The organism is Lentzea albidocapillata (assembly GCF_000719115.1).
Classification (GTDB): Bacteria; Actinomycetota; Actinomycetes; order Mycobacteriales; family Pseudonocardiaceae; genus Lentzea; species Lentzea albidocapillata.
The window spans coordinates 262,022-281,608 of record NZ_JOEA01000014.1; the positions used below are offsets into that span (position 1 = coordinate 262,022).

General features: G+C 68.9%; 27 protein-coding genes. 18 read left to right on the plus strand and 9 right to left on the minus strand.

The features are described 5' to 3' along the window. Positions 1-11: 11 nt before the first annotated feature. Together IG04_RS0122840 and IG04_RS0122845 are read right to left on the minus strand one after the other, a co-directional pair. Complete coding sequence (locus IG04_RS0122840) at positions 12-758, minus strand: SDR family oxidoreductase (protein WP_030478733.1); 747 nt, start codon at positions 756-758, stop codon at positions 12-14. Between the two features lie 80 nt (positions 759-838). After that, positions 839-1,705 (minus strand): RNA polymerase sigma-70 factor, encoded by an 867-nt coding sequence (locus tag IG04_RS0122845; protein ID WP_030478734.1) that lies wholly within the window; start codon positions 1,703-1,705, stop codon positions 839-841. 185 nt (positions 1,706-1,890) lie between these two features. Here IG04_RS0122845 and IG04_RS48650 point away from each other — a divergent pair, with 185 nt between their 5' ends. The 4 genes from IG04_RS48650 to IG04_RS0122865 all read left to right on the plus strand — a co-directional run bounded on the left by IG04_RS48650 (position 1,891) and on the right by IG04_RS0122865 (position 3,188). Continuing rightward, on the plus strand, positions 1,891-2,013 hold the full coding sequence (locus tag IG04_RS48650; RefSeq protein ID WP_276326696.1) for a hypothetical protein: 123 nt from the start codon (positions 1,891-1,893) through the stop codon (positions 2,011-2,013). Positions 2,014-2,015: 2 nt separating this feature from the next. Next, complete coding sequence (gene catC, locus IG04_RS0122855) at positions 2,016-2,303, plus strand: muconolactone Delta-isomerase (RefSeq protein WP_030478736.1); 288 nt, start codon at positions 2,016-2,018, stop codon at positions 2,301-2,303. 74 nt (positions 2,304-2,377) lie between these two features. After that, on the plus strand, positions 2,378-2,791 hold the full coding sequence (locus IG04_RS44150) for a hypothetical protein (RefSeq protein WP_030478737.1): 414 nt from the start codon (positions 2,378-2,380) through the stop codon (positions 2,789-2,791). 10 nt (positions 2,792-2,801) lie between these two features. Next, on the plus strand, positions 2,802-3,188 hold the full coding sequence (locus IG04_RS0122865) for an LLM class oxidoreductase (RefSeq protein ID WP_030478738.1): 387 nt from the start codon (positions 2,802-2,804) through the stop codon (positions 3,186-3,188). Between the two features lie 60 nt (positions 3,189-3,248). Here IG04_RS0122865 and IG04_RS0122870 read toward each other — a convergent pair whose 3' ends face one another. Continuing rightward, entirely contained in the window at positions 3,249-4,166 is a 918-nt protein-coding gene (locus IG04_RS0122870) for a trypsin-like serine peptidase (RefSeq protein ID WP_144065317.1), read from the minus strand. A gap of 97 nt (positions 4,167-4,263) precedes the next feature. On the opposite strand from IG04_RS0122870, the gene IG04_RS0122875 reads away from it, so the two are divergent. From IG04_RS0122875 to IG04_RS0122920, 10 genes are all read left to right on the plus strand, one after another. Then, positions 4,264-4,950 carry a response regulator transcription factor gene (locus IG04_RS0122875; RefSeq protein WP_030478740.1) on the plus strand — a complete coding sequence of 229 codons (687 nt, stop codon included), beginning with the start codon at positions 4,264-4,266 and terminating at the stop codon, positions 4,948-4,950. Then, entirely contained in the window at positions 4,937-6,619 is a 1,683-nt protein-coding gene (locus IG04_RS0122880) for a sensor histidine kinase (RefSeq protein ID WP_030478741.1), read from the plus strand. The genes IG04_RS0122875 and IG04_RS0122880 overlap by 14 nt, the downstream gene beginning before the upstream one ends. A 40-nt stretch (positions 6,620-6,659) precedes the next feature. Continuing rightward, positions 6,660-7,187, plus strand: coding sequence for a hypothetical protein (locus IG04_RS0122885; protein WP_144065316.1), 528 nt, complete (start codon positions 6,660-6,662; stop codon positions 7,185-7,187). Further along, positions 7,184-8,206: a peptidoglycan-binding protein gene (locus tag IG04_RS0122890; RefSeq protein WP_030478743.1), complete on the plus strand. Its 1,023-nt coding sequence runs from the start codon at positions 7,184-7,186 to the stop codon at positions 8,204-8,206. The genes IG04_RS0122885 and IG04_RS0122890 overlap by 4 nt, the downstream gene beginning before the upstream one ends. After that, a complete protein-coding gene (locus IG04_RS0122895; RefSeq protein ID WP_030478744.1) occupies positions 8,203-8,877 on the plus strand; it encodes an ABC transporter ATP-binding protein in 675 nt (224 codons plus the stop codon). Before IG04_RS0122890 ends, IG04_RS0122895 begins: the two co-directional genes overlap by 4 nt. Before the next feature lie 2 nt (positions 8,878-8,879). Further along, the gene (locus IG04_RS0122900; RefSeq protein ID WP_030478745.1) at positions 8,880-10,058 is read left to right on the plus strand and encodes an ABC transporter permease; all 1,179 of its coding nucleotides are present in this window, start codon (positions 8,880-8,882) and stop codon (positions 10,056-10,058) included. Between the two features lie 72 nt (positions 10,059-10,130). Then, positions 10,131-10,502 carry a YciI family protein gene (locus IG04_RS0122905; RefSeq protein WP_030478746.1) on the plus strand — a complete coding sequence of 124 codons (372 nt, stop codon included), beginning with the start codon at positions 10,131-10,133 and terminating at the stop codon, positions 10,500-10,502. Continuing rightward, positions 10,499-11,692, plus strand: a complete 1,194-nt coding sequence (locus tag IG04_RS0122910) for an RNA polymerase sigma factor (RefSeq protein WP_030478747.1) — start codon at positions 10,499-10,501, stop codon at positions 11,690-11,692. Before IG04_RS0122905 ends, IG04_RS0122910 begins: the two co-directional genes overlap by 4 nt. A gap of 113 nt (positions 11,693-11,805) precedes the next feature. Beyond that, entirely contained in the window at positions 11,806-12,141 is a 336-nt protein-coding gene (locus tag IG04_RS0122915) for a VOC family protein (protein ID WP_030478748.1), read from the plus strand. 71 nt (positions 12,142-12,212) lie between these two features. Continuing rightward, entirely contained in the window at positions 12,213-12,683 is a 471-nt protein-coding gene (locus tag IG04_RS0122920) for a MarR family winged helix-turn-helix transcriptional regulator (protein ID WP_051770457.1), read from the plus strand. Here the strand turns inward: IG04_RS0122920 and IG04_RS0122925 are convergent. Both IG04_RS0122925 and IG04_RS0122930 read right to left on the minus strand, forming a co-directional pair. After that, positions 12,620-13,051 carry a MarR family winged helix-turn-helix transcriptional regulator gene (locus tag IG04_RS0122925; RefSeq protein WP_030478750.1) on the minus strand — a complete coding sequence of 144 codons (432 nt, stop codon included), beginning with the start codon at positions 13,049-13,051 and terminating at the stop codon, positions 12,620-12,622. The two genes, IG04_RS0122920 and IG04_RS0122925, sit on opposite strands and share 64 nt — an antisense overlap. A gap of 65 nt (positions 13,052-13,116) precedes the next feature. Continuing rightward, positions 13,117-14,040 carry an NmrA/HSCARG family protein gene (locus tag IG04_RS0122930; protein ID WP_030478751.1) on the minus strand — a complete coding sequence of 308 codons (924 nt, stop codon included), beginning with the start codon at positions 14,038-14,040 and terminating at the stop codon, positions 13,117-13,119. Positions 14,041-14,139: 99 nt separating this feature from the next. On the opposite strand from IG04_RS0122930, the gene IG04_RS0122935 reads away from it, so the two are divergent. After that, a complete protein-coding gene (locus IG04_RS0122935; protein WP_030478752.1) occupies positions 14,140-14,706 on the plus strand; it encodes a TetR/AcrR family transcriptional regulator in 567 nt (188 codons plus the stop codon). 340 nt (positions 14,707-15,046) lie between these two features. After that, on the plus strand, positions 15,047-15,436 hold the full coding sequence (locus IG04_RS0122940) for a nuclear transport factor 2 family protein (protein ID WP_030478753.1): 390 nt from the start codon (positions 15,047-15,049) through the stop codon (positions 15,434-15,436). Positions 15,437-15,611: 175 nt separating this feature from the next. Here the strand turns inward: IG04_RS0122940 and IG04_RS0122945 are convergent, their stop codons facing one another. Both IG04_RS0122945 and IG04_RS0122950 read right to left on the minus strand, forming a co-directional pair. Continuing rightward, the gene (locus tag IG04_RS0122945; protein WP_030478754.1) at positions 15,612-16,682 is read right to left on the minus strand and encodes a lipocalin family protein; all 1,071 of its coding nucleotides are present in this window, start codon (positions 16,680-16,682) and stop codon (positions 15,612-15,614) included. Between the two features lie 166 nt (positions 16,683-16,848). Beyond that, positions 16,849-17,268 carry a winged helix-turn-helix transcriptional regulator gene (locus tag IG04_RS0122950; RefSeq protein ID WP_245816086.1) on the minus strand — a complete coding sequence of 140 codons (420 nt, stop codon included), beginning with the start codon at positions 17,266-17,268 and terminating at the stop codon, positions 16,849-16,851. Between the two features lie 50 nt (positions 17,269-17,318). On the opposite strand from IG04_RS0122950, the gene IG04_RS0122955 reads away from it, so the two are divergent. Then, entirely contained in the window at positions 17,319-17,708 is a 390-nt protein-coding gene (locus IG04_RS0122955) for a RidA family protein (protein ID WP_030478756.1), read from the plus strand. A gap of 58 nt (positions 17,709-17,766) precedes the next feature. After that, positions 17,767-18,183, plus strand: coding sequence for a hypothetical protein (locus tag IG04_RS0122960; protein ID WP_051770459.1), 417 nt, complete (start codon positions 17,767-17,769; stop codon positions 18,181-18,183). Between the two features lie 84 nt (positions 18,184-18,267). Here the strand turns inward: IG04_RS0122960 and IG04_RS0122970 are convergent, their stop codons facing one another. Next, positions 18,268-18,633 carry a hypothetical protein gene (locus IG04_RS0122970; RefSeq protein WP_030478758.1) on the minus strand — a complete coding sequence of 122 codons (366 nt, stop codon included), beginning with the start codon at positions 18,631-18,633 and terminating at the stop codon, positions 18,268-18,270. 42 nt (positions 18,634-18,675) lie between these two features. Next, positions 18,676-19,452 (minus strand): heparin lyase I family protein, encoded by a 777-nt coding sequence (locus IG04_RS0122975; protein WP_036015495.1) that lies wholly within the window; start codon positions 19,450-19,452, stop codon positions 18,676-18,678. Positions 19,453-19,587 lie beyond the last annotated feature (135 nt).

Here is a 19,587-nt window from a genome sequence, read left to right on the forward strand (position 1 = left end):
GGCCCATAGGTTCAGTTCCCGGCTGCCAGCCACTCCCGCAGGCTGGTCGGCTGCAGCTGCGCGCCGTCGTTCGGCACGAGCTGCTTGCCGGTCAGCAACGTACCGAAGTACTTGGCCTGCGGGTCACCGACGACCTCACGCGGGTCCTCGCGCTGCGTCAGCACCGTGCGGATCCAACCGTCCATTGTGAACTCTTCCGGCCCGCCGATCTCCAGCACGCCGTTGACCGGCTCGGTCGCGGCGGTCCGCGCGACCACCGCGGCGACGTCGGACGCGGCGATCGGCTGGACGCCACCGTGCGGGAGGTGCACGGCGCCGTCCAGCTCGGCGGAGTTCGCGATGGCACCCGCGAACTCGAAGAACTGGGTGGCGCGGATGATCGAGTACGTGAGGCCCGACTCCTTGATGAGCTTCTCCTGCGCGACCTTCGCGCGCAGGTAGCCGGACTCGGGCAGCTCGTCCGTGCCGACGATCGACAGCGCGACGTAGTGGCCGACGCCCGCCTCGGCGGCGGCCTTGGCCAGGTTCGTCGTGGCCGTGGTGAAGAAGTTCATGACGTCGTCGTCGGCGAACGACGGCGAGTTCGACACGTCGACCACCACGTCGGCGCCCTTCAGCACCTCCTCGACGCCCTCTCCGGTCAGCGTGTTGACGCCGCTGTTCGGGGACGCCGGCACAGCGTCGTGGCCGTGCTCGCCGAGCCGCTTCACGACCTGGCTGCCGATCAACCCGGTGCCGCCGATGACAACGATCCTCATGGGCCCGTCCCTCTCGTGATCCCCGCCCCGTGCGGGTGTTCACGAGCTAAGACAGGACAGGGCCCGAAGTTGTGACAGGCCTACTGGAACGCGGCCAGCTTCTCCGGGTTGACCAGCCACAACACCTGGTCGATGCCTTCCGCGGACGCCGTCACGGTGATCACCGCGTAGGTGCCGTCGGCCTTGCGCAGCCGCACGGCGGTGAGCCCGTTCGCCTCGACGAACGACGTTTCGGAGCCGGCCCAGAACGACGGTGCCCAGCCCGAGATGATCTTCGCCAGGGAGGCCGCGCCGAACAGCGGGCGACCGGCCGCCCGGATCGCGCCGTTGCTGTCCGAGTAGCTCACGACGTCCTGCGCGAACAGCTTCTCGAGCGCCGCCAGGTCACCGGCCTGCGCCGCGGCCACGAACGCCTCCAGCAGCTTGTGCTGGTCCGCGCGCTCGACGGGCACCCGGCGTTCGTCCGCGAGGTGCTTGCGCGCCCGGCTGACCAGCTGGCGCGTCGCGACCTCGCTGGTCTGCACGATCTCGGCGATCTCCCGGTACGGGTAGTCGAACGCCTCGCGCAGCACGTACGCGGCGCGTTCGGTCGGGGTCAGCTTCTCCAGCAGCATCAGCACCGCGAGTTCGAGCACCGCGCCCTGCTCCGCCCCGACCTGCGGGTCCGCGGAGGTGTCGACGGGTTCGGGCAGCCACGGCCCGACGTAGGTCTCGCGGCGGGCCCGCGCGGTCTGCGACTCGTTGATCGCGAGCCGGGTGATCGCGGTGGCCAGGTACGCCTCGGGGTTGAGCACGGCGGCGCGGTCCGCGAGCTGCCAGCGCAGCCACACCTCCTGCACCAGGTCCTCGGCGTCGGCCACGCTGCTGGTCATGCGGTAGGCGATGCCGAACAGCCTCGGCCGGGCCGCCGCGAACACCGACTCGGCCTCGTCGAGCTGCTGCGTCATCAGCCACCCCTCTCCTCACGGCAACGTTAGCGCTGATCGGAGGGGGTGGTGCTGTGGCGCCTCACACGGGGCTAGGCGCAGGTCGTCGATGTGGCGAACTCCCGCGTCACTCGATGCCCCCGTCCACGCTCACGCTGCTCGGCGACATCCCACTGGTGTGGTCCGGGGCGTGAGGGTCCGCGGACGTGTTCTGGCTGAAGACCGCCAAGTCCGGCGGGCTGCGCGCGACGGCGGCCATCGCTTCGATCGCGGCCGCGGCGGGTATTCCCTCTGGACCCGCGGCCGTCGCGGCCTTCACCAGGAGGTGACCGTGCTCTTCCACGTGCGGATGGACGTCTCCCTGCCCCACGGCATGGACCCCAACGACCGTGCCGAGTTGGTGCGCGCCGAGAAGGAACGCGCGCTGGAGCTGCAGAAGCTGGGTGTCTGGCCACATCTGTGGCGTGTCGTCGGGCAGTACAGCAACATCAGCGTCTTCGACGTGCCGTCCAACGACGAGCTGCACGCGTTCCTGTCGTCGTTACCGCTGTGGGAGTACATGCGGGTGCAGGTGACGCCGCTGGCGACGCATCCCTCGGACCTCGCGGCCCAGCCATGACGGCTGGTCACGAAGGCCAGGTGTGACGAACCGGCGTTTTACCGCCGGCTAACCGGCCCGCGTCACCGTGGGGCATGCGCAAAGTGATGTTGCTCCTGCCCGCCGTGGCGCTGTCGGCACTGGCCTGCATGGGCACGGCCCAGGCCGAGTCCGCGCCGGGATGCGCGAGCACCGTGCAGATCGGCTCCACCGGGTACGTGAAGAAGAACGGCACGATCATCGCCTCGGTGAAGCAGTTCAAGGGCTGCGGCAAGAACTGGGCCTACACCTACGTGTGGGACTCCTACGCCGCGCAGCCCGGTGGCTTCAGCTCCAGCGCCGCGATGGTCGTGAACGGCGACCGCGACTACGGCAGCAACGTCAACGGGCGCAACAAGCAGGACGTCTGGTCCAAGGGCACCAACACACTCACCAAGTGCACTCGCGCGTATGGCGAGGTTTGGGGCGACGGCAACGTCTACTGGGGACAGACCGACGAACGCTGCTAGCCCTGGGGACATGGGGCTGCGCTTGCCGGTGCCGATGAAAGGCGGCGACGTGCCGGAACTGTGGCTGCTGGGCTCGTCGCCGAGCACCTCGGTGCCGGCTGCGGAGCTGGACATGCGGTTCGCGTTCGCCCGGCACCTCCGCCCTGAACTGACCAGCGAGGCCGATCTGGTCAGCGTCTCGGTGATCTGCACGGAGGACGACGAACGGGCCGAGTGGCTCGCCGGGCCGATCAGGACGAGGGTGCGCAGCCGCCAGGAAGGCGACCGGATCCTGCCGCCAGCCCGCAGGACGCGGCCACGCTCCCCGACGACGGCCGCGTGCTGGTCGGCGGGCCCGGGATGGTCTCGCGCAGGCTCCAGGCCGTACTCGACGAGATCGGCACGTCCGAGCCGATGATCACCTCGCCGGTCTACCACCACGCGGACCGTCGTCGCAGCTACGAGCTGGTCTCCGCGATCAGTGGGTCGTTGACGCCCGCTGGTACAGCGGAGCGGTGATCTTCCAGCTGAACTGGGCCCCACCGAGGTGCCGCACGCACGGCTCCGTCTCGCAGTACCCGCCGGCCGCGTTCACCCGGAAGCTCTGGATGTTCACGCCCACAACCGCGTTGCCGCTGGTCCTGGGCCCGCCGCTGGACCCGCCGCCCATGTCGCACGGCACGCCCCAAACGTTCTCCGAGGGCAGTTCAGGGTGTCCGGGGTTGAGGACGGGCGTTCCCCAGCACTGCGCGAGCCGCTGGCCGGTGAATTCTGGCCTGCCCTGGTGGCCGGGCTGCCCCGCCGCACGGGGATAGCCGTACTCGCGGGCGAACCGGTCCGCCCGCCTGCCGAACGCGATGTTCTCGCTCGCGGCCGACGGCTTGTCCAGCACCAGGAAAGCCTGGTCGTACTCGGACTGCTGGTCGTCGGTGATCCACGTCCTGTTCACGATCGCCTTGCGCACCACGAACTCACCGAACGGCCGGGCACCGTCGCGGAACCCCGGCACGAACAGCATCTTGGAGTGCCACCGCGGGTCCTGGCCGATCAGGTTCGCCGTGTGGACGCAGTGCCCGCCGGTCACCGCCGTGCGCCTGTTAGCGCTCACCACAGAGGTCGCGGTGCAGCTGGAGTCCTCGCCGTCGCGGTCGACGAAGAACAGGCGGCCGATGCTGCGGCTGTCCGGAGCCGGAGCGCCGGTCGAGTCGTCCACCGGAGGCGTTTCGGGTGGGGCGGGTGGTCCGACCGGCATCGCCGCGATGCGTTCGGGGGTCCAGTAGGCCGCCACGCCGTCCGTGTCGAGGTCGTGCACGACCACGTCGGAACCTGCTGGAGAAGCCGCTGCCACGCCCGGCACGCCGAGGACGAGCAACACGACCACGCTCAGTATTCGCATGCCGCCGACCGTGGCAGTCAGTTGTGAGGATCTTGTGCGGAACGAGTCCTCATACCGTGCGGCGGCTGCGCGAGTGGCTATGTTGCGACGCATGAGCATGTGCGTTCTGGTGGCTGAGGACAACGTGATGCAGGCCGACATGCTCGGGAGATACCTGCGCCACGAGGGCTACCTGGTGCGGATCGTCCACGACGGACTCGCCGCGCTCGAAGAGGTGCGCCGCGATCCGCCCGATCTGCTCGTCCTCGACGTGATGATGCCGAAGGTCGACGGGCTGGAGGTCGTGCGGACACTGCGCAACGAGACCGACATCCCCGTGCTCATGCTCACCGCCAGGTCCACAGAGGACGATCTGTTGCACGGGCTCGGCCTCGGCGCCGACGACTACGTCACCAAGCCCTACAGCCCGCGCGAGCTGGTGGCACGGGTGCACACGTTGCTCAGGCGGGTTCAGCGCACGGCCGCGAACGACGTCGCGCTCGGCGAGCTCGTCATCGATCCCGACCGCCATGAGGTGCGGGTGCGCGGCGACCTGGCCGACTGCACCGCCTCGGAGTTCCGGATCCTGCACACGATGGCGGCGAGTCCCGGCCGGGTGTTCAGCCGCGCGCAGCTGCTCAGCGCCGTGCACGGGCTCGACGGGTACATCACCTCCCGCACCATCGACGCGCACGTCATGAACCTGCGCAAGAAGATCGAGGTCCACCCGCGCAAGCCCGCGTACCTGCTGACCGTGCACGGCGTCGGCTACAAGCTGGTGGACGGTTCAGGTGCAGGTGCATAGCGTCCTGGCGCGGCTGCTGGCCGCGTCGGTGCTCGTCGCGCTCTGCTCGATCACCGCGACCGCGTGGCTCGCCGCCCAGAGCACGTCGACGTCGATCAAGCAGGAGCTCGGGAACGCGCTGGCCGGCGACGCCGCCACCTACCAGACGCTGATCACGTTCGCCGTCGAGCACCGCGACTGGAACGGTGTCGCGCTGCATCCGGGCAAGGGCCGGTTGATCCTCACCACGGCCGACCGCAAGGTCATCGCCGACACCGGCACGAACCTCGACCCCGGCCAGTTGCCCGCCGTGCCGTCCGCGGTGATCAACCCGCTGGAGCTCGACCTCGCCCAGGCCCCGGGCTCCCCCGCCGACCGGATCGACGCGAGGATCGCGGGTCCGTTCCAGCTCACAGGCCGCGAGAAGGCGAGCCTGACGCAGGACGCGGAGGCCTACCAGACGCGGTGCCGTGGCACGGCCGGCCAACTGGAGACGGCAACGACCGCCTGGGGTCGTCCGATCGTGAACGTGGACAGAACGGGTCCTTCCCCGGTCACGCCCTCGTGCGAGGAGATCGAGACCCGGCTGAGCACGCTTACACTCGGCGAGTCCGCCGCGTTCGACGACCTCGGCCTCCGGGTGAACGACTGCCTGCGGCAGCACGGCCTGCCCGCCGAACAGCTGAGGATGAACGCGTCGTGGCAGCCCGTCGCGTCCAACGCCGACTGCCTGACGAGCGCACGCAAGGCTCAGCTGCGGCCTTACGTAGCACCGCCTGCGCTGCTGTTCGTGACCGACGCCGCGGGCAGGACCACCCAGGCGACGGTCGTGCGGTTCGACGTCGGCCGGATCGTGCTGGTCGCCGCCGTCGTGCTGGTCCTGACGGTCGGGGTCAGCGTGGTCGTCGCGCTGCGCATGACCAGGCCGTTGCGCACGCTCACAGCCGCCGCCGAGCGGTTGCGGCACGGCGACGACGCGCAGGTCGACATCAGGTCGCGCAGCGAGATCGGCCAGCTCGCGCGGGCGTTCAACGACATGGCCGCGCACCGGGCCCGCACCGACACCCAGCGCAAGGCGATGACCAGCGACATCTCGCACGAGCTGCGCAATCCTCTCGGCACGATCCGAAGCTGGCTGGAGGGCGCGCGCGATGGGGTGGTCGTGCTGGACCGGACCACGCTGACGTCGTTGCTCGACGAGGCTCTGGTGTTGCAGCACCTCATCGACGACCTGCAGGATCTCGCGCTGGCCGACAGCGGTGAGCTGCGGCTGCACCCCGAGCCCGTCGACCTGCGGGAACTGTTCGACCAGTTCGCCGCCGCGCATCCCGGCCTGATCGCGGAGGGCAGCGGGGTGGTGACCGCGGACCCGGTGCGGCTGCGGCAGGTGCTCACCAACCTCGTCACGAACGCCTTCCGCCACGCCCTCTCTGACGGGACGGTCCGTCTCGTCTCGGCGGAGGGCAGGATCATGGTGACCGACACCGGCTCCGGCATCTCCGCCGAGGACCTGCCGCACGTGTTCGACCGGTTCTGGCGCGCGGACCGCTCGCGCACCCGTGACACCGGCGGCAGCGGCCTCGGGCTGGCGATCGTGCACGCGATAGTGAGCGCTCACGGTGGCGCCATCACGGTGGAGAGCACGGTGGGGCGCGGGACCACGTTCACGATCACGCTCCCGGCACGCTGAGCGCATATTTACCTCACAACCGCCCGGCAGCATCGCCGCCATGAACCCAAGGCTGTCGATCGGCGCTGCCGTGCTGCTGCTTTCCGCGTGCAGCCAGGCCGCGCCGCCGTCCTCGAACGTCGCGTCCCTGCAGTCCACTGGGGCCGTCGCCTCTTCCTCCGCCGCGGCTCCGCCGGCCGACGGCGAGCAGCCGCGGTTGCGCATGGACATGACCGAGGAGGAGAAGCAGCGGTTGTACGACGCTCACACCGCCTGCCTCGCCGAGAAGGACCCGAACGCGACGGGCACCGGAGCCGGTCCGGCCGGGCGCGGGCAGTACAGCGACGAGGCGCGGAAGCTGTGCGCGAAGAAGTGGCCGCTGCCGCCGTGGGAGATGGACTCCGGCAACCCGGCGTTCGCGGACAACTGGCACAAGAACGTCCAGTGCCTGAACAGCCGCGGCATGAAGGTCATCGAGACCGAGCCTGGCAGCTGGACCTACGACGGCGAGCAGACCCTGCCGGACGAGCAGCGCCACCAGATCGAGAAGGAGTGCGAGCAGGAAGTCTTCGGCGGTGGACGCAAATGAGGCGGTGGATCATCGCCGGAGTCGTCGCTCTGGTTGTCGTCAGCGGGGTGCTGGCGCTCACTTGGACGCGCCGCGCACCCGCGCAGACCGCGCAGCCACCGGCGCCGCGGACGGTCGCCGTGGTGAAGACCGACCTGACCGACGTCCGGGAGTTCAAGGCCACCCTCGGTTTCGGCGCCCCGCAGGAGGTGACCGGGCGGCGGCCGGGCACACTCACCTGGCTTCCCGCGCCCGGCGCGACCGTCGACCGCGGCGCCGCGATGTACAAAGTGGACAATCGTCCGGTGTGGTTGTTCTTCGGGGAGACCCCGTTGTGGCGCAAGCTCGACAAGGTCGGCATCAAGGGCCCGGACGTCAAGATCGTGAAGGACAACCTGGCCGCCCTCGGTTACAAACTCGGCGGTGCCGCGGACGAACTGACGCAGGCCACCATCGACGCCGTCAAGCGGTGGCAGAAGGCCGAGAAGGTCGAGGAGAGCGGTGTGCTCGACCCTGGCGACGTCGTCGTGCTGTCCGGCAAGGTCCGGGTCGAGTCGGTCGCCGCCAAGCTGTCAGGGTCTGGTGAGGGCCCGCTGATGAGCGTGACCGCGACGGGCAAGGCCGTCGACGCCTCGATCGACGCGCGGCAGGCCGAAGTGTTCACAAAGGACCTGAAGGTCACCGTCGTGCTGCCCAACGGCACCGAGACGGCGGGAACCGTGCGGTCGGTGAGCACCGAGGCCAAGTCCGAGAAGAACGGCAACGGCGAGGAGACCGCGGTGATCGCGGTGGACATCGGTCTCGACGGCGAGGTCGGCGAGTTCGACTCGGGCCCGGTGCGGATCAGGCTGACGAGCACCGCGCGGACGGGTGTCCTGGCCGTGCCGGTGACCGCGCTGCTGGCGTTGCGGGAAGGCGGTTACGCGGTGCAGACCAAAGAGGGCGGGCTGCTCGCCGTGAAGACCGGCCTGTTCGCCGGCGGGCTCGTCGAGATCAGCGGCGGCGTCAGCGAGGGCATGCAGGTGGTGACGACGTCATGACCCCGGTTCTCCAGATCGTGGACGCCGTCAAGGAGTACGCGGGTGGTGTGCGTGCGTTGGACAGCGTTTCCCTGACGCTGCACGAGGGTGAGGCGGTCGCGATCGTCGGCCCGTCGGGCTCGGGCAAGTCGACGCTGCTCAACCTGCTCGGCACGCTCGACCGGCCGTCGAGCGGCACGGTGATGCTGGACGGGCACGACATCGCCACGCTGTCCGACCGCCGGCTGTCGGCGTTGCGCGGCCGGCGGATCGGGTTCGTGTTCCAGCAGTTCCACCTCGCGGACGGCCTCACCGCCATCGACAACGTCGCAACCGGCCTGCTCTACGCAGGCACGCCGCGTAAGTGGCGGGCCGCGATGGCGACCGAGGCGTTGACCCGCGTGGGGCTGGGCCATCGCCTCAGGCACCGCCCGCACGAACTCTCCGGCGGTGAACGCCAGCGCGTCGCCATCGCCCGCGCCGTGGTGAACCGCCCCGCGCTGGTGCTCGCCGACGAACCGACCGGCGCCCTCGACACGGCGACCGGGCGCGCCGTGCTGGACCTGCTGCTCGACCTGAACGGCGAGGGCACGACGCTCGCGGTCATCACCCACGACCGAGAGGTGGCGGCGAGGCTGCCGCGCCAGGTGGAGATCCGCGACGGCCGAATCCGGGCGGAGGTGCCGGTGTGAGCGTGAAACCGACCAGGCTCAGCCCGGCCGATCTCCTGCTGCTCGGCCTGTCCCCGCTGCGGACCAGGCCGATGCGGGCCGTGCTGTCCGCGCTCGGCATCTCCATCGGCATCGCGACGCTGGTCGTGGTCACCGGCATCCCGGCGTCGAGCCGCGCCGCGCTGATGGAGGAGTTCGACGCGCTGGGCACCAACCTACTGCGCGCCGAGGCCGCCACCGGTCTGAACGACGAGCCCGCCTCACTGCCGCCGGACTCCGTCGCGATGGTGGAACGCATCGGGCCGGCCGACGAGGTCAGCTCAGTGGCGAACACGCACGCCGTGATCCGCCGTTCGGACCGGATCCCGGACTCGGAGACGTCCGGGTTGACCGTGCTGGCCTCCCGGCTCAACCTCCTGGACACGCTCAACGGACGCGTTCGGACTGGCACGTTCCTCAACGAGGCCACCGAGAAGTTCCCGGCCGTCGTGCTGGGCGACGTCGCCGCGGCGCGGCTCGGCATCACCGCCCCGGACGCACAGGTCAGGATCAACGACACGTGGTTCACGGTGATCGGGATCCTCGCTCCCCTGCCGCTCGCGCCCGACGTCGAACGGTCGGCGCTCGTCGGGTGGGAGTCGGCGAGGAGCCTCGGCTTCGACCAGCGGCCCACGGTGCTCTACCTGCGGGCGGAGGAGCCGGCGATCGACAACGTGCGGGCGGTGTTGCCGCAGACCGTCCACCCGGAGCAGCCGTCGCAGGTACGGGTCAGCCGGCCGTCCGACGCGCTCACGGCCAAGCGGCTCACCGAGAACACCTTCTCGGCGCTGATGCTGGGCCTGGCCGGGGTGGCTCTGCTGGTCGGCGGCATCGGGGTCGCGAACACGATGGTGATCTCCGTGCTGGAACGCAAGCGCGAGATCGGGCTGCGCCGGGCGCTGGGCGCCCACCGCGGGCAGATCAGGACCCAGTTCCTGACCGAGTCGGTCGTGCTGTGCCTGCTCGGCGGCGTCGCGGGAGTGTTGTTGGGGCTCACGGGGACGGCCGGGTACGCGTTCGCGCACAACTGGCCCGCGGTGATCCCGGCGGAGATGGTCCTGGCCGGGCTCGGCGCCGCCGTGGTGACGGGCGTCGTGGCCGGGGTATACCCGGCGGTGCGGGCGTCGCGGCTCACCCCGACGGAGGCGCTCGCCGCGCCGTGAGAAACACCGCGTGCTCGAATGTCGACTTCCGGAGGTCTCGTTCGTCCTTGGATCGACGACTGGAGGGCACGCATGCATTACATGTTTCTCATTTATAACTGCAAAGACCGCCCGCACCCCGGTGACCCGCGGTTCGAGGAGATCCTCACGCGGGTCAACGCGTTCGCCGACGAGTGCCGGCGCCGGGGCGCGTTCGTGGCCGGTGACCCGCTGAAACCCGTCACCACCGCGACCACGGTGCGGGTGCGGGACGGCAAGGCGCTGCTCACCGACGGGCCGTTCGCCGAGACCCACGAGCACCTCGGCGGTTACTACCTGCTCGACTGCCGCGACCTCGACGAGGCGCTGGAACTGGCCGAGATGATCCCGCAGGCGCACTTCGGCTCGACGATCGAGGTGCGCCCCGTCGACCACATCCCCGGCCTGAACCACGGGGTGGCATGAGCGACCTCGCGTCGGCGGCGGTCGAACGGGTGTACCGCGAGCACCGGAGCCGGATGCTCGCGGCGTTGGTGCGGGCGCTGGGCGACTTCGAACTGGCCGAGGACGCGCTGCAGGAGGCGTGCTCGCAGGCGTTGCGGAAATGGCCACGTTCACAAGTGCCGGACGACCCGTTCGCCTGGCTGCTCACCGTCGCCCGCAACCACGCGCTGGACCGGCTGCGGCACGCCCAGATGGCCCGCACGAAGCTGCCCACACCGCCCGCGCCGATCACGATGACGGAGAAGCAGCTCGTCGACCTGGGCGACGAACGCCTGAGCCTGATCTTCACCTGCTGCCACCCGGCGCTCGCCGAGGACGCGCGGTTAGCGCTCACACTCCAGGCGGTCGCAGGATTCACCGCCGCGCAGATCGCCAGGACGTTCCTCGTCGCCGAACCCGCGCTGGCCCAGCGGCTGGTCAGGGCCAAGCGCAAGATCCGCGACGCCGGGATCACCTTCGAGGTGCCCGCCGACCACCTGCTGCCCGAACGGCTGCAGGGCGTGCTCGGCGTCCTCTACCTGATCTTCACGCGCGGCTACACGACGGCGGACGCCTCGCTGCGGCTGGAAGCGTTGCGGCTGGGCAAGCTCGTGGCCACGCTGATGCCCGACGAACCGGAGGCGCACGGCCTGGTGGCGCTGATGCTGCTGCACGACTCGCGCAGCGCCGCACGGGTCAACGCCGACGGCGATCTCGTGCTGTTCGAGGACCAGGACCGGACGCTCTGGAACGCCGACGAGATCTCGGAAGGCATGGCACTGCTTGACCGGGCGCTGCGCTTCGGCTCACCCGGCCCGTACGTGCTGCACGCCGTGATCGCCGCCCTGCACGTCCAGGACCCGGTGGACTGGGCACGCGTGGCGGCCCTCTACGCCGAACTCCTCGCGGTGGCACCGACTCCGGTGATCGAGCTCAACCACGCGGTCGCCGTCGCGATGACCGACGGACCGCTGGCGGGACTTGAGTTGATCGACCGGATCACCGGACTCGACTCCTACCACCTGCTGCACTCCGCCCGCGCCGACCTGCTGCGGCGCCTGGGCCGGCGGTCCGAAGCCGTTGTGGCGTACCGGCTGGCCTGCGAACTGGCGGCGAACCCGGCCGATCGCCGTTTCCTCGCCGGACGCCTGCGTTCCCTGGAGGTCTCCTGATGCGGCTCGACCACTACGACCAGGGCCGGAAGAATCTCGGCGGCTGATGTCGAGTTCCGGCGCATTCGATCGTCCTTCGCTCGTAAGTCACGGCAACCGAAGGAGCGATCGAGATGTCCGGACAGGTCAACTGGTTCGAGCTGCCCGCCGAGGACACCGCGCGGGCACGGGCGTTCTACGCGGGCGTGTTCGGCTGGGAAACCAGCCCCATGGGCGAGGACTACCACATGGTCACGAACGGCGCGGCCGGCGCGATCGCGGTCCGCGACGCCCAGCTCACCCAGCCGCGGATCTACTTCCACACCACGGACATCGACGCGTCCGTGCGCAAGGTCGCCGAACTCGGCGGCAAGAGCGACGACGTCCAGACCGTGCCGGACGTCGGCCGCATCGCCCACTGCGCGGACGACCAGGGCACGCCGTTCAGCCTGTACGAGCCCAAGGTCTGACCCGAGAGACAGGCGTGCCGAGTTCGTCCGTCCTCTTCGGACTCGGCCGCCGTCGGGTTAACATCGCCCCCATGCCAGACGTCGGCGTCCTTTCCGCGCACCTGCTCTCCGGGTTCCAGAAAGAGCTCTTCACCCGCCTCGCTGAGGCAGGCCACGAGCACCTGCGCCCGCGCCACGGCGCCGTCATGGCCTACGTCGACAAGGACGGCACGCGCGCGAGCGAGCTGTCCGAACGCTCGGGCCAGCACAAGCAGGTCGTCGGCACGCTGATCGACGAGCTCGAACGCCTCGGCTACGTCGCCCGCCGGCCCGACCCCGCGGACCGCAGGGCGAAGCTGGTCGTACCCACCGAACTCGGCCTCGACCAGATGGCTCAGGCCAGGAGGATCGTCTCCGAGATCGAGGCACGGCTCGCCGAACTCGTCGGCCGCGAGCGGTTCTACGAGTTCAAGGCGGTCTTCACGGAGATCACGCGCGGCTACAGCGCGTTCGTCGCCCCTGTCGTACCGGACACGGCGTTGAGCAGTTCCGTGAGCGAGTGACGGTCATCCGCTCGTAGACGGTCCGTGAAGGGCGCAAGAGCCGCACGAACCTCCTCTTGCAGCCGTTCCGCGAGTTCGCTGCCCATCGGAGTGATGAACACGTCGACGACGCGGCGATCATCCGGCGACTTGCCCCGTGCCACGAGACCTCGGCGCTCGGCTCGTTCGACGAGGCCGGACATCGTGGACTTGTCCAGCCCCAGGAACGCCGCCAGATCGGACATACGTGGCCGGCGGTCCCGCAGGAGGCCCAGCAGCCGCAGCTGCGTCAGGGACAGGTCGTGCTCCGAGCCGATGCGGGTGAGCACCGCCATCACCCGGAAGGACGTCCGGACGAGTGCGTCCTCGAGCGCGTCGTCAGATTTCATGCCGCGATCCTACTTGGCATGGTTTGCATTACCAATCACCCTGACAACTGCCGCCTGAACCGGAATCAGGCTTCAGCACGCATACGGTCCCGTGCCCATTCCGCGAAGCCGGTGAGAGGAATGCCGAGATCGCGCGCGTACTGCGGGCGGCCAGCCATGCCGTTGGCGTTCATCCATTCGTGCACAACGCCCATCGCCGGCATACCGGCGGCGACTGCCTGCTCCTCGGTCATGTTCGGCGCGGACAGCGGCGCACCGAGCGCGCGGGACAGCACCTCGGCGATCTCCGTCATCGACAGGTAGTCGCTCGCCAGCTCCAACTCGACCTTGTGGAAACGCTCCGGTTCGGCGATGGCGGCAGCCGCGGCCGCGCCGATGTCCTCCACCGCGACGAGGGACAACCGCGTGTCCGGTTTCAGCAGGGTCACCAGGCCGCCCTCGACCCCGCGCGGGAACAGGAACGCCGCGGAAGGCAGGAGGTTCTCCATGAAGAATCCGGGCTTGAGCAGCGTCCAGCGCTCGAAATCCGCCTCACGTAGCCGGTCCTGGATCTCGGCCTTGGCATTCAGCGTGGGCTTCATGAAGTCCCAACGACCTTCCGCCCAGCCGGGAACCCGAGTGTGCTGCCCCGCGCCGTCGACGGAGGTGTGCACGAACTGCCGCACGCCCGCGGTCCTGGCGCCCTCGATGAGGTTGACGCCCTGCGTCACCTCCCCGGCGAAATCGACGCCGTCGGCGCTCAGGGCGGGCATCTGCACGGAGAAGACAGCGCGAGCACCGTCTGCGGCACGGACCACCGAGTCGCGGTCGTGCAGGTCGCCGGTGACCAGCTCGGCGCCGAGCGCCGCGACGGCCTTGGCCCGATCGGTGGCTGGATCGCGCACGAGTGCACGGACTGGCACATCGGCGGCACGCAGAGCGCGCACCACGGCTCCGCCCTGTTTACCCGTGGCACCGGTGACGAGAACGGGCGCTGACGTTGCGGACATGATGCTCCTCATCGACTCGAACCCTAAACGGCGGACCCCGCCGTTTAGCTGCCGCTACGATATGGCGGGCCCCGCCATTTAGCAAGCAGGAGATCGATCATGGCCGACCGTCAACGCGCCGACGCCCGGCGCAACTACGCGCACATCCTCGCCGTGGCCGAGTCGGAAGTGGCCGAGCACGGCGGCAGCGCGTCACTGGAACAGATCGCCCGCGTCGCCGGAGTCGGCTCGGCAACGGTGCGCCGCCACTTCCCCACCCGCCGCGCACTGCTGGAAGCCGTGTCACGGCAACGGATCGAAGCGCTGGCCACCCGCGCCCACGAGCTGACCGGCACCGGGGACAGCCGGGACGCGCTGCTGGAATGGCTGACCGAGGTCCTGACCCACGCGGTCACCGTTCGCGGGCTGGCGGCAGCGTTGGCCTACGACGGCACGCAGACCGAGCCGGCGCAGGAGAACTCCTGCACAGCGGCACTGGAGGAAGCGGCAGAACCGCTGCTGCGCCGAGCCGCACAGCAGGGCGCCGTGGCCGCGGACGCCACCGTCACCGACCTGATCACACTGATCGTGGGCATCGTCCTGGCCACCGAGCACCACCCCGCCCCCGCCGCCCAGGCCAACCGACTGTTCCAGCTGGCCGTGACCGGTCTCGCCCCGCGACGCTGACGAACGGCCGGCAAACGTGACTCGAGCGCGCGGCAGACGCGGTAGAGCGCTCCCACCATGTCCGTGCCGCGCCGCTGTGGTGCATCTCGCAACCGAAGCCGGCCGCTTGCCGACCCGGCGTCGTCTCGGTAACGTTGTGTCGCAATTGGACGGTGCGTACCGACTGAGATAGTTCGTGCGCAAGATTCTGCCGTTCGATCGCAACGGAAAGTAGTACTAGCGCCGACTGCCCGCCCAGGCAGTTGTCTTCGGCGCGTGGGCATACCCGCACATCACGGGTTCCCGACTGCTTTTCCGTCATCGAAGCGCTCTCGGGAACCCTTTGGAGAGAGAGCCAACGATGTCCGATCTCGAACACAACAAGCAGGTCGTCGTCGACTACTACCAGACGGCGTTCAACGGCAACCCCGAGAAGGCGGTCGCCGACCACTTCGGACCGACCTACGTCCAGCACAACCCCGAGGCCGAGGACGGGCCGGAGGCGTTCATCGGCTTCGTGCACTACCTGCGTGGTGAGTTCCCCAACCTGCGGCTGGACATCAAGCGCATCATCGCCGAGGGCGACCTGGTCGTCACCCACTCCCACCTCGACCTGGAGCCGGGCAACCCGGACAACCCCGGGCAGGCACTCGCCGACTACTTCCGCCTGGAGAACGGCAAGGTCGTCGAGCACTGGGACGTCATCCAGCCCGTGCCGGCGAAGGCCGCCAACCCCAACGGCATGTTCTGAGGACGAACTGACGACGCAGGTCGAGTTCCGGGCCGACGGCGGGTAGCCGTGGCGCCTGGCTGACAGGTCCGCACGGCATCCCTGCCCCTTCGCCGGCGAGGGGGCAGGGATCGCGGGGCCTACAGCGCCGAGCGCTGATTGGGATGGTCTCAGGTGAGGATGATCTCGCCGGTGATCAGGGTTTCCACTCGCCGGTCATCTCGACGTAGTTCTCGCCACGGACGTTCTTGCCGTTGTACTTGCCGGTGAAGGCCGCCGTCGCCTCCAGGTAGCCGCCCCCGTCGGGAGTCTGGATCTCCTGGTCCGGATTTCCGGTGACCCGCACGTCGAGTTCGGTCTGGAGGGCGGGAATCCTGATGCGCCAACGAGTGGGGTACGTCTGGCCAGTTGCCGGACTGGTCCACTGCCGGGAGGCGCCCTGCGCGACCGGCTCGACGTCGACCACGTCGTAGGAGCCGTCCGGATGGAGAACCGTCGCCCAGCTGTCCTTGGATTCGGCGCCGATCGTGTCCCAGATGGCGATCTTGTCGCCGTTGGGCATGCCGAGGTTCATCCACGTCCACCGCAGCAGCGACGTCGGCATCTCGCCCCATTGCCTGTCCAGCCAGGAGGTGCCCCTGATCTGGTGCTTCCTGCCGTCGACGACGAGCGTTCCGGACGTCTGCATCTCCGGGAGTGCGAACTCGTAGTTCGGCACGCCGTCGGCCAGGTTGAAAATGCCGGTCGACGCGTAGTTCATGGCGGGGCCGGTGGGCGCCAGCTGGACGTCGAGGGATCCCCAGGGCGTCTCGACCTGCACCGACTGACGGACTGCGTCACCCGTCCAGCTCAGCCCTGGCGCCTTGATGTCGAGCTTGCCCTCGCTCCACCGATAGTCCTTCTGCTCGACCATCGCGTCGTAGTCCCTGTACCACCCGGTCGTCTTGTTGATCACCGAGAACGTCCAGCGATACGCGGCCTCGTCCCGGTTCGGGAGGATGCGCGTGTGGACCTGAAGGCCGAACTCCTGACCGTTGGCCCGCACCGAACTGGTGAAGTAGATCGAGTCGAACCAGGTCTGCTGGGGCCCCGGTGCGTGCCGGCCGAGGTCGGCCGCGGGGTCGACAAGCGCCGGGATCCCCGACGTGGCAGTCGGTGCCGCGGAGGAGACAGCCTGGACGGAAGAGCTGACGACCGCACTGAACGCTAACGTCGCCGTTGCGGCGACCAGGGCCGCCACTCGGCGCCTGGCCAGGATTGAGGGCATGACAAGTCTCCTTGCATGAGGATGGACGAGGCGTCGGGGACGGCCTGAGCCGGACACTTAGTTTGTAATCCCAACGACTTCATAATGGTTGGTAATCCAAACCATGTCAACCGCCCCGTGAACCGCGCGGTCCGAGGCCTCACCATTAGTCACCTATCGGTGACGATCAAGCTGGGCGACCAAAGCGACTGCGGGCCTCCTCGATCTCACCCAGATACCGCGTCGTCCAGGCGCACATCGCGTCCACGGTCGCCCGCAGCGCCTGTCCCGGTTCGGTGAGCGTGTAGTCGACGCGCGGCGGCACGGTCGGGTGCACGACGCGCGAGACGAGGCCGTTGCGTTCGAGCAGCCGCAGGTTCTGGGTCAGCATCTTGTGGCTGATGCCGTCGACCTCGGTCTTCAGTTCGGTGAAGCGCTTCGTGGTGTCGCCGATGGTCTCGACGATCAGCAGCGCCCACTTGTTGGCGATGTCGGAGAAGATCTCGCGTGCCAGCGAATCCGCGCGGGCCAGATCCCCGCTGAGCTGCTTGCTCACCTTGTGGTGCCCCACTCTCGAAGAAGTGCGTTCTTCCAGGTCGGCTTTCACTCTCCTACGGTGAGTGAGTAACTGCAAGAGAGCTAACAGGAGAACCGAAGATGGCCGTCACGCTCATCAACCCCGACGCGCTGCCGCAGATCGACGTCTACCACCACGTGGCCGTCGCGAGCGGCGCGAAGACGATCTACCTGGCCGGGCAGGTCGCCTGGGACGCCACGCCGGACCTCGCCATCCAGACCGAGCAGGCCTATGTGAACGTGCACACCGCGTTGAAGGCCGCGGGGGCGTCGTTCAAGGACCTGGCCAGGGTGCGGGTGTACGTCGTGGACTGGACGCCGGACAAGATGCCTGCGCTCCTCGAGGGCATCGAGAACGCCATGAAGAAGGTCGGCGAGTCCGCCAAGCCGCCCGCCACGTTGATCGGCGTGGCCGCGCTGGACGTGCCGGAGCACCTGGTCGAGATCGAGGCCACGGCCGTGATCGACTGATTTACCGACGGATAACCGGTGCGGCGCAGGCTCCTGGGCAAACGAGGAGGAGCACCGGATGCGCAAGATCCTGGCGGCGGTCGCCACAACGGCGGCCGCCCTGAGCATGACGGCCGGCATCGCCCAGGCCGAGACGAACCCCGCCTGCCCCAGCGCCACCCAGATCGGGTCGACCGCCTACGTGAAGAACGGCAGCACGACCGTCGCTTCGGTCAAGCAGTACGCGGGCTGTGGCAGGAACTACTCCTACGTCTACGTGTGGGACTCGTGGATCTCCAGCCATGGCAGGGACTTCACGCTCCGCACGTACGTCCAGACGCGGCCGAACAACTCGAACGGCTACAGGACCGGCGCTCGCGGGCAGCAGGAGTTGTGGTCCGGCGGAGCGGACACGCTCGACAAGTGCACGCGCGCTCACGGTGAGGTCGACGGGAGCAGCTACTTCCTGTTCGCGAAGACCAGCGAGCGCTGCTGAGTCAGCGGAACTCCGCCACCTCGACGGTGACGGTGGCGCGCCCGGCCGGACTGTGCCGGTCGGGCCCGTACTCCGGCAGCCGCGTCATCTGCGCAAGCTGATCAACCATGCCAATGCGGCCGACAGCGCGATGAGAGCGCTGACAACCAGTTGGTTGAGCCAAACGGCCGCACTGCCACCGTCCGCCGGCATCAACGCGACGACGATGAGGCACACCGCCAGCGCGATCGTCAGGTGCCGGATGAACGGCACGTCCAGCGGCGCCATCGCCCGCACCATGCCGAGCAGCATGATCACGACGGCCAGGCCCATCGACACCCAGTACGGGCGAAAGGCGTGCAGCGACGCGCTGAAGTGCAGGACCGGTGGTGCGGCGATCAGCCACACGCCCGCCAGGAAGGCGGTGACACCGGCCCTGCTCTCGGCGGTTCGTCCGTGAAGGTCCCCCACGCGAGTGATTCTCACCTCTGGAGGCTCTTCTGGGAACACCCACTATTCGTTTCGGTACGCCTTCATGTTGCGCAGCAACAGATAGGTGTCCTGCAGTTGCGCGGAGTCGTTGATGCTCCGGTAGATGCCCCACTTCGGATGCGCCTGGTCACCGCCCAGCCACGTGTCGAAACCGGAGCGCGACGCGTTGACCACGGTCGTGCCGCCGTCTTTCAGCGAGTAGCGCAGGCTGCCGGAGTCGGCGACCTTGATCTCGATCTCGACGTCGATCCACCTGTTGCGCAACGGCGCCAGCGGCGTGCTGCCGAGTTTCGCCTGGCCCGCGCCGAACAGTCTCATCTCGACGGTTTCCAGCGACCCCGAGCGGAACAACGACATGGTGACCACGGGCGAGGCCACGCCGGTGTGCTTGACCTGGAAGATGTGCGAGAAGCTGGTGGTGCCCTTCAACGACGTGGGGATGTACATCTGGTAGTTGTAGCGCCAGGTCTCGCCCTTCTTCATGTCGTGCCGGGTGCTGCCGGTCCGGATCGCGCGCACCTCGTTGCGCTGCCGGTCGGAACCGTCCCGATCGGACTTGTGCATGACGAACCGGTACTGGTTGCTCTCGGCGAAGATGTGCGTGGCCGAAGGGTGCGAGTTCGAGCGGTCGTCCTCGATGCCGGCGAACGCGCCGAGGCCCGCCGAACCGGGGTTCGGGGCCCACTTCTGCACGAACGCCATCGCACCCACATCGGCTGATGCCACCCCCGCGGCCAGTGGCGTGGCCGCGACGGCGAGCGCACCTCGCATCGCGGTGCGGCGGTTGAACAACTCCATCGGTCTTCCTCCTCGAACCAGGGCGGCGATTCGAGGCAGCGGTAGGCACACGATCAGCGACAGGCCTCCGGCGTGTCAAGGGCTCACGTCTGTGGAGAAACCGTGCAGATCCGGTGAAGGTGTTGCCTGGAAACG

Excerpts from the sequence above, each read along its gene's own strand:
- IG04_RS0122905 (WP_030478746.1), top strand. The coding sequence starts at position 10,131 with ATGCATTACATGTTTCTCATTTATAACTGCAAAGACCGCCCGCACCCC.
- IG04_RS0122875 (WP_030478740.1), top strand. The coding sequence starts at position 4,264 with ATGTGCGTTCTGGTGGCTGAGGACAACGTGATGCAGGCCGACATGCTC.
- IG04_RS44150 (WP_030478737.1), top strand. The coding sequence starts at position 2,378 with ATGCGCAAAGTGATGTTGCTCCTGCCCGCCGTGGCGCTGTCGGCACTG.
- IG04_RS0122915 (WP_030478748.1), top strand. The coding sequence starts at position 11,806 with ATGTCCGGACAGGTCAACTGGTTCGAGCTGCCCGCCGAGGACACCGCG.
- IG04_RS0122920 (WP_051770457.1), top strand. The coding sequence starts at position 12,213 with ATGCCAGACGTCGGCGTCCTTTCCGCGCACCTGCTCTCCGGGTTCCAG.
- IG04_RS0122975 (WP_036015495.1), bottom strand. The coding sequence starts at position 19,452 with ATGGAGTTGTTCAACCGCCGCACCGCGATGCGAGGTGCGCTCGCCGTC.
- IG04_RS0122890 (WP_030478743.1), top strand. The coding sequence starts at position 7,184 with ATGAGGCGGTGGATCATCGCCGGAGTCGTCGCTCTGGTTGTCGTCAGC.
- IG04_RS0122955 (WP_030478756.1), top strand. The coding sequence starts at position 17,319 with ATGGCCGTCACGCTCATCAACCCCGACGCGCTGCCGCAGATCGACGTC.
- IG04_RS0122930 (WP_030478751.1), bottom strand. The coding sequence starts at position 14,040 with ATGTCCGCAACGTCAGCGCCCGTTCTCGTCACCGGTGCCACGGGTAAA.
- IG04_RS0122885 (WP_144065316.1), top strand. The coding sequence starts at position 6,660 with ATGAACCCAAGGCTGTCGATCGGCGCTGCCGTGCTGCTGCTTTCCGCG.
- IG04_RS0122960 (WP_051770459.1), top strand. The coding sequence starts at position 17,767 with ATGCGCAAGATCCTGGCGGCGGTCGCCACAACGGCGGCCGCCCTGAGC.
- IG04_RS0122945 (WP_030478754.1), bottom strand. The coding sequence starts at position 16,682 with ATGCCCTCAATCCTGGCCAGGCGCCGAGTGGCGGCCCTGGTCGCCGCA.
- IG04_RS0122870 (WP_144065317.1), bottom strand. The coding sequence starts at position 4,166 with ATGCGAATACTGAGCGTGGTCGTGTTGCTCGTCCTCGGCGTGCCGGGC.
- IG04_RS0122925 (WP_030478750.1), bottom strand. The coding sequence starts at position 13,051 with ATGAAATCTGACGACGCGCTCGAGGACGCACTCGTCCGGACGTCCTTC.
- IG04_RS0122840 (WP_030478733.1), bottom strand. The coding sequence starts at position 758 with ATGAGGATCGTTGTCATCGGCGGCACCGGGTTGATCGGCAGCCAGGTC.
- IG04_RS0122910 (WP_030478747.1), top strand. The coding sequence starts at position 10,499 with ATGAGCGACCTCGCGTCGGCGGCGGTCGAACGGGTGTACCGCGAGCAC.
- IG04_RS0122895 (WP_030478744.1), top strand. The coding sequence starts at position 8,203 with ATGACCCCGGTTCTCCAGATCGTGGACGCCGTCAAGGAGTACGCGGGT.
- IG04_RS0122935 (WP_030478752.1), top strand. The coding sequence starts at position 14,140 with ATGGCCGACCGTCAACGCGCCGACGCCCGGCGCAACTACGCGCACATC.
- IG04_RS0122940 (WP_030478753.1), top strand. The coding sequence starts at position 15,047 with ATGTCCGATCTCGAACACAACAAGCAGGTCGTCGTCGACTACTACCAG.
- IG04_RS0122845 (WP_030478734.1), bottom strand. The coding sequence starts at position 1,705 with ATGACGCAGCAGCTCGACGAGGCCGAGTCGGTGTTCGCGGCGGCCCGG.
- IG04_RS0122865 (WP_030478738.1), top strand. The coding sequence starts at position 2,802 with ATGGGGCTGCGCTTGCCGGTGCCGATGAAAGGCGGCGACGTGCCGGAA.